A 15,521-nucleotide genomic window follows, 5' to 3' on the forward strand; every position below is an offset into this window, starting at 1 on the left:
CGCGGCTATTCCGCCGCGATGCCCATCTCGGCCCGCAGCCGGGCCCTGAGGACGTCGATGGGATGGCGGCGGCCATCCTGTTCCACATGCCAGAAGGTCCAGCCATTGCAGGCCTCCGCCCCCTGGGCGAGGGCGCCCACGCGATGGATGGAGCCGACCTTCTGCGCCTCGCCCGAAAGGGCGATGGTGCCGTCCGCCCGCACCACGGCGCGGAAGCGACCCTTGGCGTCGGTGAGTTCGGCGCCCGGCGTCACCAGCCCGCGGTCCACCAGGACGGAAAAGGCGACGCGCGGCGCTTCCCGCGCGCTCGGCGGGGCGATCAGGGCCTCTTCCGGCAACGGCTCCACCGCATCGATGCGGGCGCGCGCGGCCTCGGCATAGCCGGTCTCGCGCTCGATGCCGATGAAGTGGCGGCGCAGGCGCCGGGCCACGGCGCCGGTGGTGCCGGAGCCGAAGAAGGGATCCAGCACCACGTCGCCCGGCTTGGTGGCCGACAGCAGGATGCGGGCGATCAGGGCCTCGGGCTTCTGGGTGGGGTGCAGCTTGCGGCCGCTCTCGTCCTTCAGCCGCTCCTGGCCGGTGCACAAGGGGAACAGCCAGTCGGAGCGCATCTGCACGTCGTCATTGCCGGCCTTGAGGGCCTCGTAATTGAACGTGTACTTGGCATCGGCGTCGCGGGCGGCCCAGATCAGGGTTTCGTGCGCGTTGGTGAAGCGCCGGCCCCGGAAATTGGGCATGGGGTTCGCCTTGCGCCAGATGATGTCGTTGAGGATCCAGAAGCCCAGATCCTGCAACGTCGCGCCGACGCGGAAGATGTTGTGGTAGGAGCCGATGACGAACAGCGTGCCGTTGGGTTTCAGCACCCGCCGCGCCGCCATGAGCCAGGCGCGGCTGAAGGCATCGTAGGCCTGAAAGCTCTCGAACTGGTCCCAGGCGTCGTCCACCGCGTCCACGCGGCTTTCGTCCGGGCGCTTCAGTTCACCGCCGAGCTGCAAATTGTAAGGGGGGTCGGCGAACACGAGGTCCACCGAATGGGCCGGGAGCTTGGACAGCTCCAGGATGCTGTCGCCCACCAGCACCTCGTCGAGGGGCAACGGGGGCGCGTTTTTTGTGGTCAAGGGGGCGATGACCGAAAGCTTACTCGGATGCTCGCCAGACCGGCGGGCCGCCTGCCCGGGCGCCCCCTTGACCACACTACGCATGACGCAACCCTACGCAACGCTTACTCACAGGACGCAGTGTGGCGGCAAGGGGTTAAGGCCGGGTGAAGGGAGCGAAAAAGCTCACCGCGTCACCGCTCGCACGATCGCTTCGGCCACCAGCTCGGGCATGCACAGGCGGGTTTTCTGCTCGGCGGGGGAGGGGGCTTGCGGCGGGGGCTCCGCCGGGGCGGCGGCGGGCGCTGATGCGGGCTGGGACAGCAGGTAGCTGGTGGCGGCGTATTGCTGCACCACGTTCATCTTTTCCTGGTCGGAGATGGTGTCGATCTGGTTCACGATTCGGCCGTAGAGCTGCTCATGCGACACATTGGGCACGAACGGCGGGTCGATGAGGACGAGGTCGATGTTTCGCCCCTTCAGGTAATCCGCCGCCTGCTCCAGGGTGTGGGCGAAATCCTCCGGGTCGGTGGCGGCCAGCGCATCGCCCGTGCCGATCTGCCAGATCACGAGGTCCGGCTCGTATTGCTCGATGGCGCTGCGGATGCGCTGGAAGTCTTCCCGTGCGAGGCCAGGCTGCGGTCCCTCCTCGATGATGGTGAAGACGATGTCCGGCAGCCGCCGGTTCAGCTCCACCTCCAGCCGGCTGCGCTTGTGCTGGGAGAAGGCGAGCCGGTCCGGCTGCGGGCCGATGAGCAGGATGCGCACCGGCTGGGAGCGATCCACCAGGCGCTCGGTGCGCGTGAGGTCGCTGTCGAAGGTGAGCAGGATGTCGGGGACGCGGCAGACCTTCGACATGTCCGCCCAGGCCGGTGCCGCCAGCGCCAGGAGTGCGGCGAACAATGCGGCGAACAGCGTGGCGAGGAGCGCGGCCAGGGACGCGGCGAAGACCCCGGCGGGGCCGATCGCCCTCAGGCGCGCGGCGCGAAGGGCTGAGACGCGGCCGCGCGTTCGCCCGATGCGTGTGCGTCGGCCGTCCGTCCACCCTTCTGCCATTCGAGCGCCCATGCGAGCAACCACTGGAGCGAGAACCCGATCCCAACGATTAACAGGTCGAACGAAACGGCGCCATCGAATGCGGGGCGAACCACCTGCGCGCCGAGGCTTAGCACCGTGCCGAAGCAGAACACCGGCAGCGCGTGGCGGCCGATGAGGATCAGCGGCGTGGCGGCGCGGGTGGCCCGCAGCCAGCGTTCCAGCGGCAGGCGTGCCGCGCAATAGGCCAGCGCCAGGATGTGCAGGATGCGCGGCAGATCAAGGGAGGACTTGTCGAAATCCCACATGAAGGCGGGCAGGGGCCACACTTCCAGGGACAGCGGAAAATCAAGCTGTGCCCACACCAGGGCCGCCAGCAGATAGAGCGGCGCCAGAATGTCGAGGCTGCGGCGCGCGACCCGCACGCCCCCGCGATCCAGCGCGACGCCGATGGCCAGCCCGATAGTGAACAGCAATTGCCACGCCAGGGGATTGAAATACCAGCGGCCGGCGCCGGGCCAGACCGGCGGGCCGAGATGTGCGAATTGGGCGATGAGGTAAATCGCGGCGGAGACGCCGAGGGCCAGCGCCAGACTGCGCCGGGCCAGCATCACCAGCACCGGCGCCAGCAGCAGCAGGCTCACATACAGCGGCAGGATGTTGAGATAGGCCGGCTGGAAGGTGAGCAGGGCGATGCCCACCAGGGCCTCCACCGGCGCCTCGGTGATGAGATCGAGGTGGTACCAGCCCAGTACGCGGGTGTCGCCGGCTTCCACCACGAAGCCGCCGATGATCGCCACCGCCACCATGACCAGCGCCAGATGAGCCACATAGAGATTGAAGGCACGGGTGACGATGCGGGCGCCGATGCGCAGCCGCCGTCCCGGCTCGAACGGGCGCACATAAGCGAAGGCGGCGGAGACGCCGGCCAAGAGAACAAACAGCTCGGCGGCGTCCGAAACGCCGAAATTGCGGAAGGTGTAGGCGCTCAGCACATGGCCGGGAATGTGATTGATGAAGATGGTGAGCAGAGCAAAGCCGCGCCAGAAATCAATGCTGACGATGCGCGCTCCCGCTGATGCCACCGCTGTCACTCCCCGTCGATCCTGCGACAACGCATCCTCGCTGCCCGTGTTCCCCATGGTGGTGCGGGAGGCGGCGCAGGTGCAGCGCAGCAGGTCTAGGACCGATTCATGTTCAAATTGTTGTCAGTGTCGCGCGCCGTGCGCAGGCGCGCGACACTGACGCACAGCGGCCCGGATTGCGGGATCCGGGCCGTGCGGCTGTGTTCGCGGAGGGGCTTATGCCGCCTTCACCTGGATCGTTTTTTCCTGGCTTTTCGCCTCGGCGCTCTTGGGCAGGGATATGGTGAGGACGCCCTTGGCGAAGCGGGCCTCCACCTTGTCGGCGTCCACGCCGTCGGGCACCTTGAAGGCGCGGGTGAAGCTGCCGTAGCGCCGCTCGGAGAGGTAATAGTCCTTCTCCTTTTCTTCCCGTGTTTCCTTCTTCTCGCCCCGGATGGCGAGGTTGCCGTTGGCGAGCTTCACCTCGATGTCTTTCTCGTCCATGCCGGGAAGCTCGACGGTGATTTCATAGGCGGTGTCGTGCTCCGCCACATCGACGGCGGGCGCCAGTGCCGCCGCGCCGAGTCGCGGCCGGGGCAGGTCGAAGCCGCCGCGCGGCAGCGGGAAGCCCAGGCTTCCAAAGCGGAAATTGTCGAACACCTGCTCGATGTCCTGTCGCAACTGGTCGAACGGTGAGGCCAATGCAGCGACTACGCTCCGGCCGGGGCCGGCCTTCGCGGGGATCTTCTGTACCGGAACCTTCTGAATCTCGGCCATGATCGTCTCCTTCAAGCAGACAATGGACTGACGGCTTCTCGCCGCCATGGTCTCATCGGCTTTCGCGGCCGGCCGGGGATGGAACCAGGCTCTGGTCGCTGGAAGTCGAACGCGATCACTCATACCAACAACTGCCGACGCGCCGGAAAGAGGCGCGCGGGCGCCGAAGACATGCCCCACCAGGATGGCGGCAATATGCCCATGCGGACGGGAGCCCCGCATGGGCCGCATGCACCCGAATGCATAGCCGCCAGGGGCTTCATGCACGCGGCTGTCGTCGGTGCGCACATTTTCCACCAGGCGTCGTTGTGCGCCTTGATGTGTCTCAAGTCCGCCGGCCGATCACAGGCGTGGTCTCGGCGCTGGCGATCACGCTATAAGGCGCCATGATCGCGCATCCGTTCCGCCGCGGCCGCACGCCGGGCCTTTCTTCATGATCGTCTCCATTTCCGATCCCGACGATCCGCGGATCAGCGCCTATCGCGATGTGCGCGAGCGGGATCTCGTGGGGCGGCAGGGCCGCTTCATGGCGGAGGGCGAGGTGGTGCTGCGCCTGTTGGCCAGCCATCTCAACGCGCATGGGCGCACGGCCCAGGGCCATCGCCTGCTTTCGCTCCTGGTGTCGGAGGGGCAGGCGGACCGGCTGGCCGACATCATCGGCGCGCTGCCGCCTCAGCTTCCGGTGCATGTGGCGGGGCAGCAGGTGATGGACCGCATCGTGGGCTTTCCCATCCATCGCGGCATTCTGGCCCTGGGCGAGGCCCGGCCTGCGGTAGAGGCGGGCACGCTTCTGGATCGGCTGGGACCGCGGGCGCTGGTGGTGGCGGTGGCTGGCATCACCAATCACGACAATATGGGCGGTATTTTCCGCAATGCGGCGGCCTTTGGCGCCGATCTGGTGCTGCTTGATCACGCGAGCTGCGACCCGCTTTACCGCAAGGCGATCCGGGTGTCGGTGGGGGCGAGCCTGATCGTGCCCTTCGCCCGGCTCGCCGACGTCAGCGCCATGATGGCGGCCCTGGAGGCAGCGCAAACGAGTGTGGTGGCGCTGTCGCCATCTGGGCGGGAAACCCTCTCCTCCTTCACGCCGCCGCCCCGCGTCGCGGCCCTGTTCGGCACCGAGGGGCCGGGCTTGCCGGCCCATGTGCTGGCGACTGCGCGAACCCTCGCCATTCCCATGGCGCCGGGCTTCGACAGCCTGAACGTCGCCACCACCTCCGGCATCGTGCTGCACCATCTGGCCGGGGTGTGAGGGGCTCAGTTCTGGGTGGTGATCTCCCAGGTGGCGTGGGTGACGTCCGGCACATGGCCGAGCCGTTCGACCACGTCGTCGAGTTCGGCCCGGTTCACGGCGGTGCTCACCAGCCGCGCCACGATGTCCACGCCGTCGCCGGGCTGGTCCTCGGTGTCGAGATCGGCGGCCGGATACTTGGCGGCGTCCAGGATGTCGTTGAGAAGGTCGCGCACCACCGCGGCCGCGGCGGGGGTGGTGGAAACGCGCACCTCGTAGGTGATCTCCGACAGGCGCTCGTTGATGGGAATGCGGTCGATGAAGGCGGCGAGCGGGCGCAGGATCGTGTTGCCGGCGACGATGATGAAGGTGATGAGCACGGCTTCCGCCAGCATATCGGTCCCGGTGCACGAGCCCACCGCCGCCGAGCACCATAAGGTCGCGGCGGTGTTGAGGCCGCGGATGTTGAGCCCTTCCTTCATGATGACGCCGGCCCCCAGGAAGCCGACGCCCGTCACCACATTTGCCACCACGCGCATGGCGTCCTGCGAGGTGCCGACGCGGGTCGCAAGGTCCGCGAACGCGGCGGCGCCCACCGCCACCAGCACATTGGTGCGCAGGCCCGCCGTGCGCTGGCGATACTGGCGCTCGGCGCCGATGATGGTGCCGAGCACGAACGCCGCGCCGAGGCTCATGAACGAGTCGACAAAGCTGACCAGTTGGAAATCGGCGATGAAGCGCAAGCTGTCCCCCGCGGCTGGCCGCGAGGCGACGATGCCAAGAGGCGCTTGTTTCAAGGGGCGCTTGTGTGATGGGACTACATGACATGACGATGTCGCGACGCGCGATTGTCGCGGCAGCGTGGAACTGATACAAATCCCGCCATGTCTCATGGGTGCGCCATTTCCTTGAATCTGAGCCGGGCCGCGTTCTGCGCCGCCGGGCCGTTCGCGCGCACCACCATGGAATTTGCGGCGGTGCCGGACCATGTGCGCCTGCCCGGCCGCTTCTTCGGCCGCTTCACCACCGCCGCCTCGGCTGTGCTTGCGCGCTGACGCGCGACATTTCTTCCGCCTTTCGCATTCCGGCTGGCCGCCCTCGGCGGGCGCCGGCCGCCCCTCGGCTTAAGACCCCCAAGGACGAACCCATGACCGCACCCGCCGGCAGCCCGCGCACCCTGTACGACAAGATCTTCGACGAGCATGTGGTGGCCCGTCAGGAGGATGGCACCTGCCTGCTCTACATCGACCGGCACCTGGTGCACGAGGTGACCAGCCCGCAGGCGTTCGAGGGCCTGCGCATGGCCGGCCGCCCCGTGCACGCGCCGCAGAAGACCCTTGCCGTGGTGGATCACAACGTGCCCACCACGGACCGCACCTTGCCGAACCCTGATCCGGAAAGCGTCGCCCAGATCGCGGCGCTCGCCGACAACACCAAGGAATTCGGCATCGAATACTACGATGGCTTCGACAAGCGCCAAGGCGTCGTGCATGTGGTGGGCCCGGAGCAGGGCTTCACGTTGCCCGGAACGACCATCGTCTGCGGTGACAGCCACACCTCCACCCACGGCGCGTTCGGTGCGCTCGCCCACGGCATCGGCACCTCGGAGGTGGAGCATGTGCTCGCCACCCAGACGCTGATCCAGAAGAAGGCGAAGAACATGCGCGTCACCGTCGACGGGATCCTGCCCGAAGGCGTCGGCGCCAAAGACATCATCCTGGCCATCATCGGCACCATCGGCACCGCTGGCGGCACCGGCTATGTGGTCGAGTTCGCAGGCGACGCCATCCGCGCCCTCTCCATGGAGGGGCGGATGACCGTGTGCAACATGACCATCGAAGGCGGCGCTCGCGCCGGCCTCATCGCCCCCGACGAGAAGGCGTTCGAATATCTCAAGGGCCGCCCGAAGGCGCCGCAGGGCGACGCCTGGGACGCGGCCGTGCGCTATTGGCAGACCCTGCGCACCGACGAGGGCGCGGTGTTCGACAGTGAGATCCGCCTCGACGGCGCCAATCTGCCGCCCATCGTCTCCTGGGGCACGAGCCCGGAAGACGTGGTCTCGGTGGAAGGCGTGGTGCCCGATCCGGCGTTGATCGCGGACGAGGTGAAGCGCGCCGCCAAGACGCGCGCGCTCGCCTATATGGGCCTTTCGGCCGGCACGAAGATGACCGACATCGGTATCGATCGCGTGTTCATCGGCTCGTGCACGAACGGGCGCATCGAGGACCTGCGCCAGGCCGCCGCCGTCATCGCCGGCCACACCGTGAACCCCAAGGTCAACGCCATGGTGGTGCCGGGCTCGGGCCTGGTGAAGGAACAGGCGGAGGCCGAGGGACTCGACAAGGTTTTCCTGGCCGCCGGCTTCGAGTGGCGCGAGCCGGGCTGCTCCATGTGCCTGGCCATGAACGCCGACCGGCTGAAGCCCGAGGAGCGCTGCGCCTCCACCTCGAACCGCAATTTCGAAGGTCGGCAGGGCTTCAAGGGGCGCACCCATCTGGTGTCGCCCGCCATGGCGGCGGCAGCGGCCATCGCCGGTCACTTCGTGGACGTGCGCAGCTTCCCGAAGGCGGGTTGAGCACTGTTGCGGTAAAGCGACGGGCCAGCGTCCACGGCCCGTCGCGCCATCACAAACGCGCGATCGCGCGGCGCGAAAATGCCCCGTGCGAACCGCACGCCTCAGGCCGGTGTTGCGGTGCTGAGGGTCAGAGCGGTGGTTGTCGCCTCATGTGGGGCGAAAAACGCTGCAATTCCAAGGATAGCCACCAGCGCGCTGGCGACCGCGAGCTTGCGAAGCATGGTGTCACTCCTGGTCGCTGTCTGCAGGATCAACGATGCAGACCGTTAAGAGTTCCTTAACCATTCCCATCTGAATGCGCGGTGAATGGGGCGGTTCGGGCTGCATTCGTGAAGATCACGCTGGCGTGAGCGCAAGACGTGCCGTGCGGACTTCTTCCGCATCCCGCTGCGTGGGCTTTCGCCGTCGCGTGTGTTCGCCGGTCGTTTGCGCACGCAAGTCGTGCGTGGAATCTGAGGAGGGGAGCAGGGATGTCCGCCGAAACCGAGACCGCATCTGCGGGCGCGCCCGCCGCCTCGGCGCCCGCCGCCTCTTGGCACGACCTCGCCGCGCCGGGCCTTGCCGCGTTCGAGGCATTGGCCGAGGGCGCCCTTGTCCGGCTGCCGGAGGGGTTCCGGAAGCTGTGCGCGGACGTGGTGATCGTCATCGAGGACTTTCCCACCGACGAGGTGCTCGATGCCCTCGGCGCGGAGACGCCGTTCGACCTCCTGGGCTTGTTCCAGGGCGTGGGGCAGGCGCAGGGCGGCGCGCTCGCCCAGACCGGGCAGATGCCCAACATGGTGTTTCTCTATCGCCGGCCGATCCTGGATTATTGGGCCGAGCACGAGGAGACCCTGGGCGATATCGTCACCCATGTGCTGGTGCATGAGATCGGCCACCATTTCGGCTTGTCGGACGACGACATGGAGGCGGTCGAGGCGGACGCGGATTGAGTGCTTTGCTGGACCCCTCCCAAGGAGAGGGGTTAGAAATCTTCCCGATAAAGGAGCTCCCATGCCTGTCGATCCTTCCCTCACCCGTTATCCGCCGCTGGCCCGGTCGCTGCATTGGCTCACCGTGCTCGCGGTGCTGGTCATTTATGGCGTGACCTATCTTGAAGCGTTCTTCGCACGCGGCACCCCCGAGCGCGCCATGATCTGGTGGACCCATATTTCGGTGGGTCTGGTGCTGATTTTGATCCTTGCCCTGCGCATCCCGAACCGCCTGTTCGGGCGGATGCCGGCGCCTTCGGCCCAGCTCAGCCGGCCGGTGGCGCTGGCCTCCGAGGTGGCGCACGGGCTGCTTTATCTTTTGCTGATCGTGACCCCGCTGGTGGGCATCTATCTCGCCTTCCTGCGTGGGGATGCCGTGACATTCTTTTCGCTTTTCACCATCCCCTCGCCGGTGCCGGTGGATCGCACCTTCGGCCGTACGGTGAAGGAGGTGCACGAGGTGCTGGCCAATGCGCTGGTCATCCTGGCGCTGCTGCATGCCGCGGCCGCCGTCGCGCACCATGTGGTGCTGAAGGACGACGTTTTGAGGCGGATGCTGCCGGGGCGCCGCGGCGAGGCGTGAGGCGCGGAACACCCGTCGCGCGCCGGGCGCTTGTGCGGCCGGCGCGCACCGACAAGGCTTGAATGAGGGAAGGTCCGATGGAGAAGTTCACCGTTCTCGAAGGCGTCGCGGCGCCGATGAAGCTGGTCAATGTCGATACCGACATGATCATCCCCAAGCAGTATCTGAAGACGATCAAGCGCACCGGTCTCGGCACCGGCCTGTTCTCCGAGATGCGCTACAAGGACGACGGCTCGGAAAACCCCGACTTCGTCCTGAACCAGCCCGCCTATCGCAAGGCCAAGATCCTGGTCGCCGGCGACAATTTCGGCTGCGGCTCGTCGCGTGAGCATGCCCCCTGGGCGCTGCTCGATTTCGGCATCCGCTGCGTGATCTCCACCTCGTTCGCGGACATCTTCTACAACAATTGCTTCAAGAACGGCATTCTGCCCATCGTGGTCTCCCAGGGCGACCTCGACAAGCTGTTCGAGGATGCCGAGCGGGGTGCCAACGCCACCCTCACCGTGGACCTCGCGGCCCAGGAGATCCGTGGCCCCGACGGCGGCACGGTCCATTTCGAGATCGATCCGTTCCGCAAGCGCTGCCTGCTGGAAGGCCTCGACGACATCGGCCTGACCCTGGAAAAGGCACCGGCCATTGCCTCCTACGAGACCGCCAAGGCCACCGAGCGCCCCTGGCTCTGAGCCTTCGCCCATTGCGGAAGAACAATATGGAGGGCACCCCGGCGGGTGCCCTTTCTGCTTGGCGGACATGACGCGTTCTCGTCATGCGAATCGGCTTCCAGTGCCCCGCGCCGCGCGCGCCCAGGCTGCGGCGATGCGACCACATGTGCGGGAAAAGCTGGACCCGCCCTCGGTTTCCCTTAATCTGTGGGCATTCCATGCATTCGGGCGTGAGCGCGCCGTTCGGCGCGCGCGCTTCTTTTGTCTGTATCCATGTCCGGGAGGTGACGCGTGCCCCACGATACGCCGCTGATTGCGACCCTCGTCGGGGCCTTCGTGCTCGCGTTCGTGTTCGGGGCCATCGCGCAGCGGCTGCGGCTGTCGCCGCTGGTCGGCTACCTCATCGCCGGTGTCATGGCGGGACCCTTCACCCCGGGCTTCGTGGCGGACCAGCATCTGGCGGAGGAGCTGGCCGAGGTCGGCATCATCCTCCTCATGTTCGGCGTGGGCCTGCATTTCTCGTTGCGCGACCTGTTGTCGGTGAAAGCCATCGCGGTGCCGGGCGCGGTGCTGCAGATCGGCGTGGCGACGCTGATGGGCATGGGCCTTGCCCACCTGATGGGCTGGGGCATCGGCGGCGGCATCGTGTTTGGCCTCGCCCTGTCGGTGGCGAGCACGGTGGTGCTGCTGCGCGCGCTCCAGGAGCGGCGGCTGGTCGAGAGCGAGCAGGGCCGGATCGCGGTGGGGTGGCTCATCGTCGAAGACCTCGCCATGGTGCTCACCCTGGTGCTGCTGCCCGCCCTCTCGGAGGCGCTGGGCGGCAAGGCGGTGGATGCGGGGGCGGCCGCGTCCTGGTTCGGGCCGATGAACGTGTGGACCTCGATCGCGGTCACCATCGGCAAGGTGGCGGCGTTCGTGGTGCTCATGCTGGTGGTGGGGCGGCGGGTGATCCCGTTCATCATGCATTGGGTGGCGCATGTGGGCTCGCGCGAGCTGTTCCGCCTTGCGGTGCTCGCGGTGGCGCTCGGCGTGGCATTCGGATCGGCCAAGCTGTTCGGCGTGTCGTTCGCGCTCGGCGCCTTCTTCGCCGGCATGGTGCTGAGCGAATCGCCCCTCTCCCAGCGCGCGGCGGAGGAAACGCTGCCCCTGCGCGATGCCTTCGCGGTGCTGTTCTTCGTGTCGGTGGGCATGCTGGTCGATCCGGAGATCATCGTCACCCAGCCGCTGCCGTTGCTCGCCACCCTTGCCATCGTGCTGCTTGGCAAGTCGATCGCGGCCTATGTGCTGGTGCGGATCTTTGGCTATTCCAAGCTCACCGCCTTCACCATTTCCGCCTCGCTGGCGCAGATCGGCGAGTTCTCCTTCATCCTGGTGGCGCTGGGCATGAGCCTGGGCCTGCTGCCGAAGGAGGGCAGCGACCTGATCCTCGCCGCCGCGATCATCTCCATCCTCGCCAATCCCTTCTTCTTCCTGGTGCTGGACCGTTTCCGCGCCCGCAAGATGGCGCAGGACATGGCGCGGGAGGTTGCCCGCAAGCTGGAGAAGGCGGAGGCCAAGGCGGTGAAGGCCGAGGAGAAAGCCGCCGCCAAGGCCGCCGCCAAGGAGGTGGCGAAGGCGGAGGCCAAGGCCGAAGCCAAGGCCGAAGCCAAGGCCGAAGCCAAGGCGGCGAAAGCGGAGGCGCGGGCGGCCGCGAAGGCAAAGGGAAGCTCGGCCGCCGAGGCCTCCGGTTCCGAGGACGCCGACGGTGAGGAAGCCCTGCAACTGACGGACAAGGAAGACCACACCGTTATCGTCGGCTACGGCCGTGTGGGTCGGCTGGTGGCGGAGGCACTGAAGGCCGCCGGCGTGCCGCTGCTGGTGATCGAGGACCAGGAAGACCGGGTCGAGGAATTGCGGGAGGGCGGCTTCGAGGTGGTCAATGCCAACGCCGCGTCCCCGGCCGCCATCACCGCCGCCAATCTGGCGGGGGCCAAGCGGCTGATCCTCGCTATTCCCAACGGCTTCGAGGCGAGCGGCGTGCTCAAGAAGGCGCGCGCCGTCAATCCCGACATCGAGATCATCGCCCGTGCCCATTCGGACGAGGAAGTGGAGCGCCTGCGCCAGACCGGCGCAAACTTCATCATCATGGGCGAGCGCGAGGTGGCGCGTGGCATGCTGGGCCATGTGCTGCCCGGCCCCGAGGTGGAACGGGAGAGCGCCGCCCCTGCGGCGTCCGGGCTCTCGCCCGTGCAGGAGGCGTCCGTGGCGTCAGCCGCCCCCGATGCCCCGGCCCACGGCGACGGCGTGGAGCCGGCGGCGCCCGCCTCGCTCGCGCCCGGAGCCTCGGCCGGGACCACTGTCGCCGCAGGGAACCCGCCGCCGGCAAGCTGAGCCCGACGCTCGGAAGGATGTGCCGAGGCCAGGGGTGAGCGCATAGCGCGCGCCTGGGGCTGGCGCTTCGGTGTGGCGCTGCCGGTGTCGTACCGTCATCGGGGTTGCTTCCGGCGGATGCGGGGCGGGGGACGTGCGGCGCGGTGGTCGCAGGGCGCGAACCGGCGCTTGACGCCGGCTCCACCGCGGGCGTATCGCCGTCGGCGGGCCACCTCCCCCCAACGGGAGGCGATCATCTGCAAGGATGGCACATGACTGCGAACCCCGCTCCGGCCACGCGCCCGGAAAATCCCAATTTTTCCTCCGGCCCCTGTGCCAAGCGGCCGGGCTGGTCGCTCGGCGGCCTTTCGGACGCGCCCCTCGGCCGCTCCCATCGCGCCAAGGTCGGCAAGGTCAAGCTGAAGGAAGCCATCGACCTTACCCGCGAGGTGCTGGAGGTGCCGGCGGACTACCGCATCGGCATCGTGCCGGCCTCGGACACGGGCGCGGTGGAACTGGCGCTTTGGTCGCTGCTCGGCGCGCGGCCGGTGGACATGCTGGCCTGGGAATCCTTCGGCGAGGGCTGGATCACCGATGTGGTGAAGCAGTTGAAGCTCGCCGACGCCCGCGCCATCACCGCCCCCTATGGCGAATTGCCGGACCTCTCGAGCGTCGACTTCACCCATGACGTGGTCTTCACCTGGAACGGCACCACCTCCGGCGTGATGGTGCCCGATGTGGAGTGGATTGCGGCGGATCGCACCGGCCTCACCATTTGCGATGCCACCTCGGCGGCATTCGCGCAGCGGCTCGATTTCGCGAAGCTCGATGTGGTCACCTTCTCTTGGCAGAAGGTGCTGGGGGGAGAGGGCGCGCACGGCATGCTCATCCTTTCCCCGCGCGCGGTGGAGCGGCTCGAGACCTACAAGCCGGCCTGGCCGCTGCCGAAGATCTTCCGCCTCACCAAGAACGGCAAGCTCATGGAAGGCATCTTCGTGGGCGAAACCATCAACACGCCCTCCATGCTGTGCGTGGAAGACTATATCGACGCCCTCACCTGGGCGCGGAACATCGGCGGATTGTCGGCCCTCCAGGAGCGCGCCAACCGCAATTTCGAGGCGATCGCCCGCTGGGTGGCGATGACGCCCTGGGTGGATTTCCTCGCTAAGGATCCGGTGACGCGCTCCAACACTTCGGTGTGCCTGCGGGTGGTGGATCCCGCCGTCACGGCGCTGCCGGCCGAGGCCCAGGCGGCGTTTGCCAAGGCTATCGCGTCGGGTCTGGAGAAGGGCGACATCGCCTATGACATCGGCTCCTATCGCGATGCCCCGCCCGGTCTGCGCATCTGGTGCGGCGCCACCGTGGAGCGCGCCGATGTCGAGGCGCTGACCCATTGGCTGGACTGGGCCTTCAACGAGGCGCGGGCCGCGCTGCCCCAGGCGGCGTAAGCCGCGCCGCTCGCCTTCTTTGGCGGCCTGATCGCACGTCGTGCGCGCCCTTTCCGCCCGGCGGGAAGGGCGGAGCGCGGGCGCGATCCGTTGAGGGCCGGAGCTCGAATCCGAGGCCCGAATCTGGAGCCTGCGCCATGGCACCGCGCGTTCTGATCTCCGATCCGCTGTCGCCGGCCGCCATCCAGGTGTTCGAGGCGCGCGGCATCGCTGCGGATGTCCGGCCGGACCTCGGCAAGGACAAGGAGCGGCTGGCCGGGGTCATCGGTCAGTATGACGGCCTCGTCATCCGCTCGGGCACGCGGGTGACGTCGAAGATCCTGGCGCGCGCGGATCGGCTCAAGGTCATCGGCCGCGCCGGCATCGGGGTGGACAATATCGATCTGCGGGCGGCCACCGCGCGCGGCGTGATCGTGATGAACACGCCGCTGGGCAATTCCATTACCACTGCGGAACACGCGCTTGCGCTCATGTTCGCGCTTGCGCGGCAGATTCCGGCGGCGGACCATTCCACCCAGGCGGGGCGGTGGGAGAAGAACCGCTTCATGGGCGTGGAACTCAGCGCCAAGGTGCTTGGCGTCATCGGTTGCGGTACCATCGGCTCGATCGTGGCCGATCGGGCGCTGGGATTGAAGATGAAGGTGCTGGCCTTCGATCCGTTCCTGACGGCGGACCGCGCGCTGGCCCTGGGGGTGGAGAAGGTGGAACTGGACGCGCTGCTCGCCCGCGCCGATTTCATCACCCTCCACACCCCCCTCACCGAGAAGACGCGGAACATCCTTTCGGCGGACAACATCGCGCGGACCAAGCCGGGCGTGCGCATCATCAATTGCGCCCGCGGCGCGTTGCTGGACGAGGAGGCGCTTGCCGCCGCGCTCGACAGCGGCCATGTGGCCGGGGCGGCCCTCGACGTGTTCGTGGAGGAACCGGCGGTGAGAAGCCCCCTGTTCGGTCGCGACAATGTGGTGTGCACCCCCCACCTCGGCGCCGCCACCACGGAGGCCCAGGACAATGTCGCGCTCCAGATCGCCGGGCAGATGAGCGACTATCTGCTGACGGGCGCGGTCTCCCACGCGGTGAATTTCCCTTCCATCACGGGGGAGGAGGCGCCGCGCCTCGCGCCGTTCGTCGCACTGGCGGAGAAGCTCGGCTCCTTCGCCGGCCAGCTCACCGACATGGAGGTGGAGACCGTGACCCTCACCTATGAGGGGACGGTCGCCGGCCTGAACGTCAAGGCGCTGACCGCCGCCGCCATCGCCGGCCTGCTGCGCCCCATGTTGCAGGAGGTGAATGTGGTTTCAGCCCCCGCCATCGCCCGCGAGCGGGGCATGGTGGTGGAGGAGACCACCCGCGCCGCCACCGGCGACTATGAAAGCCTCATCACCCTGACGGTGGTGACGGGCCGGCAGGCCCGCTCCGTCTCGGGCACGGTGTTCACGGACGGGCATCCGCGCATCGTGAATGTGCAAGGCATCACGGTGGATGCGGCCTTCGCGCCGTTCATGATCCATGTGGCCAATGAGGACCGGCCGGGCTTCATCGGCCAGTTCGCCAGCCTGTTGGGGGAGGCCGGCATCAACATCGCCACCTTCGCCCTCGGCCGCGACACGGCGGGGGGCGATGCCATCGCCCTTGTTGCCGTGGACAGTCCGTTGCCGGTCGATCTGATCGCGCGGGCGCGGGCGCTGCCGCAGGTCAAGCAGGTGAACGCCCTGGCCTTCTGAGGGGC

General features: G+C 67.8%; 14 protein-coding genes. 9 read left to right on the forward strand and 5 right to left on the reverse strand.

Translation table 11 applies throughout. The annotated features are described in order from the left end of the window. Positions 1-5: 5 nt before the first annotated feature. The 4 genes from HUW53_RS00720 to HUW53_RS00735 form a co-directional block, all read right to left on the reverse strand. Complete coding sequence (locus tag HUW53_RS00720) at positions 6-1,202, reverse strand: site-specific DNA-methyltransferase (RefSeq protein ID WP_237343819.1); 1,197 nt, start codon at positions 1,200-1,202, stop codon at positions 6-8. Between the two features lie 81 nt (positions 1,203-1,283). Beyond that, positions 1,284-2,000, reverse strand: a complete 717-nt coding sequence (locus HUW53_RS00725; protein WP_237343820.1) for an SGNH/GDSL hydrolase family protein — start codon at positions 1,998-2,000, stop codon at positions 1,284-1,286. 68 nt (positions 2,001-2,068) lie between these two features. Continuing rightward, positions 2,069-3,217 (reverse strand): OpgC family protein, encoded by a 1,149-nt coding sequence (locus HUW53_RS00730; protein ID WP_237343821.1) that lies wholly within the window; start codon positions 3,215-3,217, stop codon positions 2,069-2,071. 216 nt (positions 3,218-3,433) lie between these two features. Beyond that, positions 3,434-3,973, reverse strand: a complete 540-nt coding sequence (locus HUW53_RS00735) for an Hsp20/alpha crystallin family protein (RefSeq protein WP_237343822.1) — start codon at positions 3,971-3,973, stop codon at positions 3,434-3,436. A 433-nt stretch (positions 3,974-4,406) separates the two neighbouring features. Between HUW53_RS00735 and HUW53_RS00740 the strand changes: the two genes are divergently transcribed. Further along, positions 4,407-5,225: a TrmH family RNA methyltransferase gene (locus HUW53_RS00740; protein ID WP_237343823.1), complete on the forward strand. Its 819-nt coding sequence runs from the start codon at positions 4,407-4,409 to the stop codon at positions 5,223-5,225. A 5-nt stretch (positions 5,226-5,230) separates the two neighbouring features. Here the strand turns inward: HUW53_RS00740 and HUW53_RS00745 are convergent, their stop codons facing one another. Next, on the reverse strand, positions 5,231-5,947 hold the full coding sequence (locus HUW53_RS00745) for an MgtC/SapB family protein (RefSeq protein WP_237343921.1): 717 nt from the start codon (positions 5,945-5,947) through the stop codon (positions 5,231-5,233). A gap of 141 nt (positions 5,948-6,088) precedes the next feature. Between HUW53_RS00745 and HUW53_RS00750 the strand changes: the two genes are divergently transcribed. The 8 genes from HUW53_RS00750 (at position 6,089) to serA (ending at position 15,516) form a co-directional block, all read left to right on the forward strand. Beyond that, positions 6,089-6,259 carry a hypothetical protein gene (locus HUW53_RS00750; protein WP_237343824.1) on the forward strand — a complete coding sequence of 57 codons (171 nt, stop codon included), beginning with the start codon at positions 6,089-6,091 and terminating at the stop codon, positions 6,257-6,259. Between the two features lie 92 nt (positions 6,260-6,351). Then, positions 6,352-7,779, forward strand: a complete 1,428-nt coding sequence (gene leuC, locus HUW53_RS00755) for a 3-isopropylmalate dehydratase large subunit (RefSeq protein ID WP_237343825.1) — start codon at positions 6,352-6,354, stop codon at positions 7,777-7,779. A gap of 470 nt (positions 7,780-8,249) precedes the next feature. Then, the gene (locus HUW53_RS00760; RefSeq protein WP_237343826.1) at positions 8,250-8,711 is read left to right on the forward strand and encodes a metallopeptidase family protein; all 462 of its coding nucleotides are present in this window, start codon (positions 8,250-8,252) and stop codon (positions 8,709-8,711) included. A 61-nt stretch (positions 8,712-8,772) separates the two neighbouring features. After that, positions 8,773-9,333: a cytochrome b gene (locus HUW53_RS00765; RefSeq protein WP_237343827.1), complete on the forward strand. Its 561-nt coding sequence runs from the start codon at positions 8,773-8,775 to the stop codon at positions 9,331-9,333. 77 nt (positions 9,334-9,410) lie between these two features. Beyond that, positions 9,411-10,016 (forward strand): 3-isopropylmalate dehydratase small subunit, encoded by a 606-nt coding sequence (gene leuD / locus HUW53_RS00770; protein WP_237343828.1) that lies wholly within the window; start codon positions 9,411-9,413, stop codon positions 10,014-10,016. Positions 10,017-10,286: 270 nt separating this feature from the next. Continuing rightward, entirely contained in the window at positions 10,287-12,365 is a 2,079-nt protein-coding gene (locus HUW53_RS00775; RefSeq protein ID WP_237343829.1) for a cation:proton antiporter domain-containing protein, read from the forward strand. Between the two features lie 251 nt (positions 12,366-12,616). Continuing rightward, complete coding sequence (locus HUW53_RS00780) at positions 12,617-13,792, forward strand: phosphoserine transaminase (RefSeq protein WP_237343830.1); 1,176 nt, start codon at positions 12,617-12,619, stop codon at positions 13,790-13,792. A 137-nt stretch (positions 13,793-13,929) separates the two neighbouring features. Then, positions 13,930-15,516 (forward strand): phosphoglycerate dehydrogenase, encoded by a 1,587-nt coding sequence (gene serA, locus HUW53_RS00785; protein ID WP_237343831.1) that lies wholly within the window; start codon positions 13,930-13,932, stop codon positions 15,514-15,516. The last annotated feature ends 5 nt before the right edge of the window (positions 15,517-15,521 follow it).

It is taken from the genome of Xanthobacter agilis (assembly GCF_021730435.1).
Lineage (GTDB): Bacteria > Pseudomonadota > Alphaproteobacteria > Rhizobiales > Xanthobacteraceae > Xanthobacter > Xanthobacter agilis.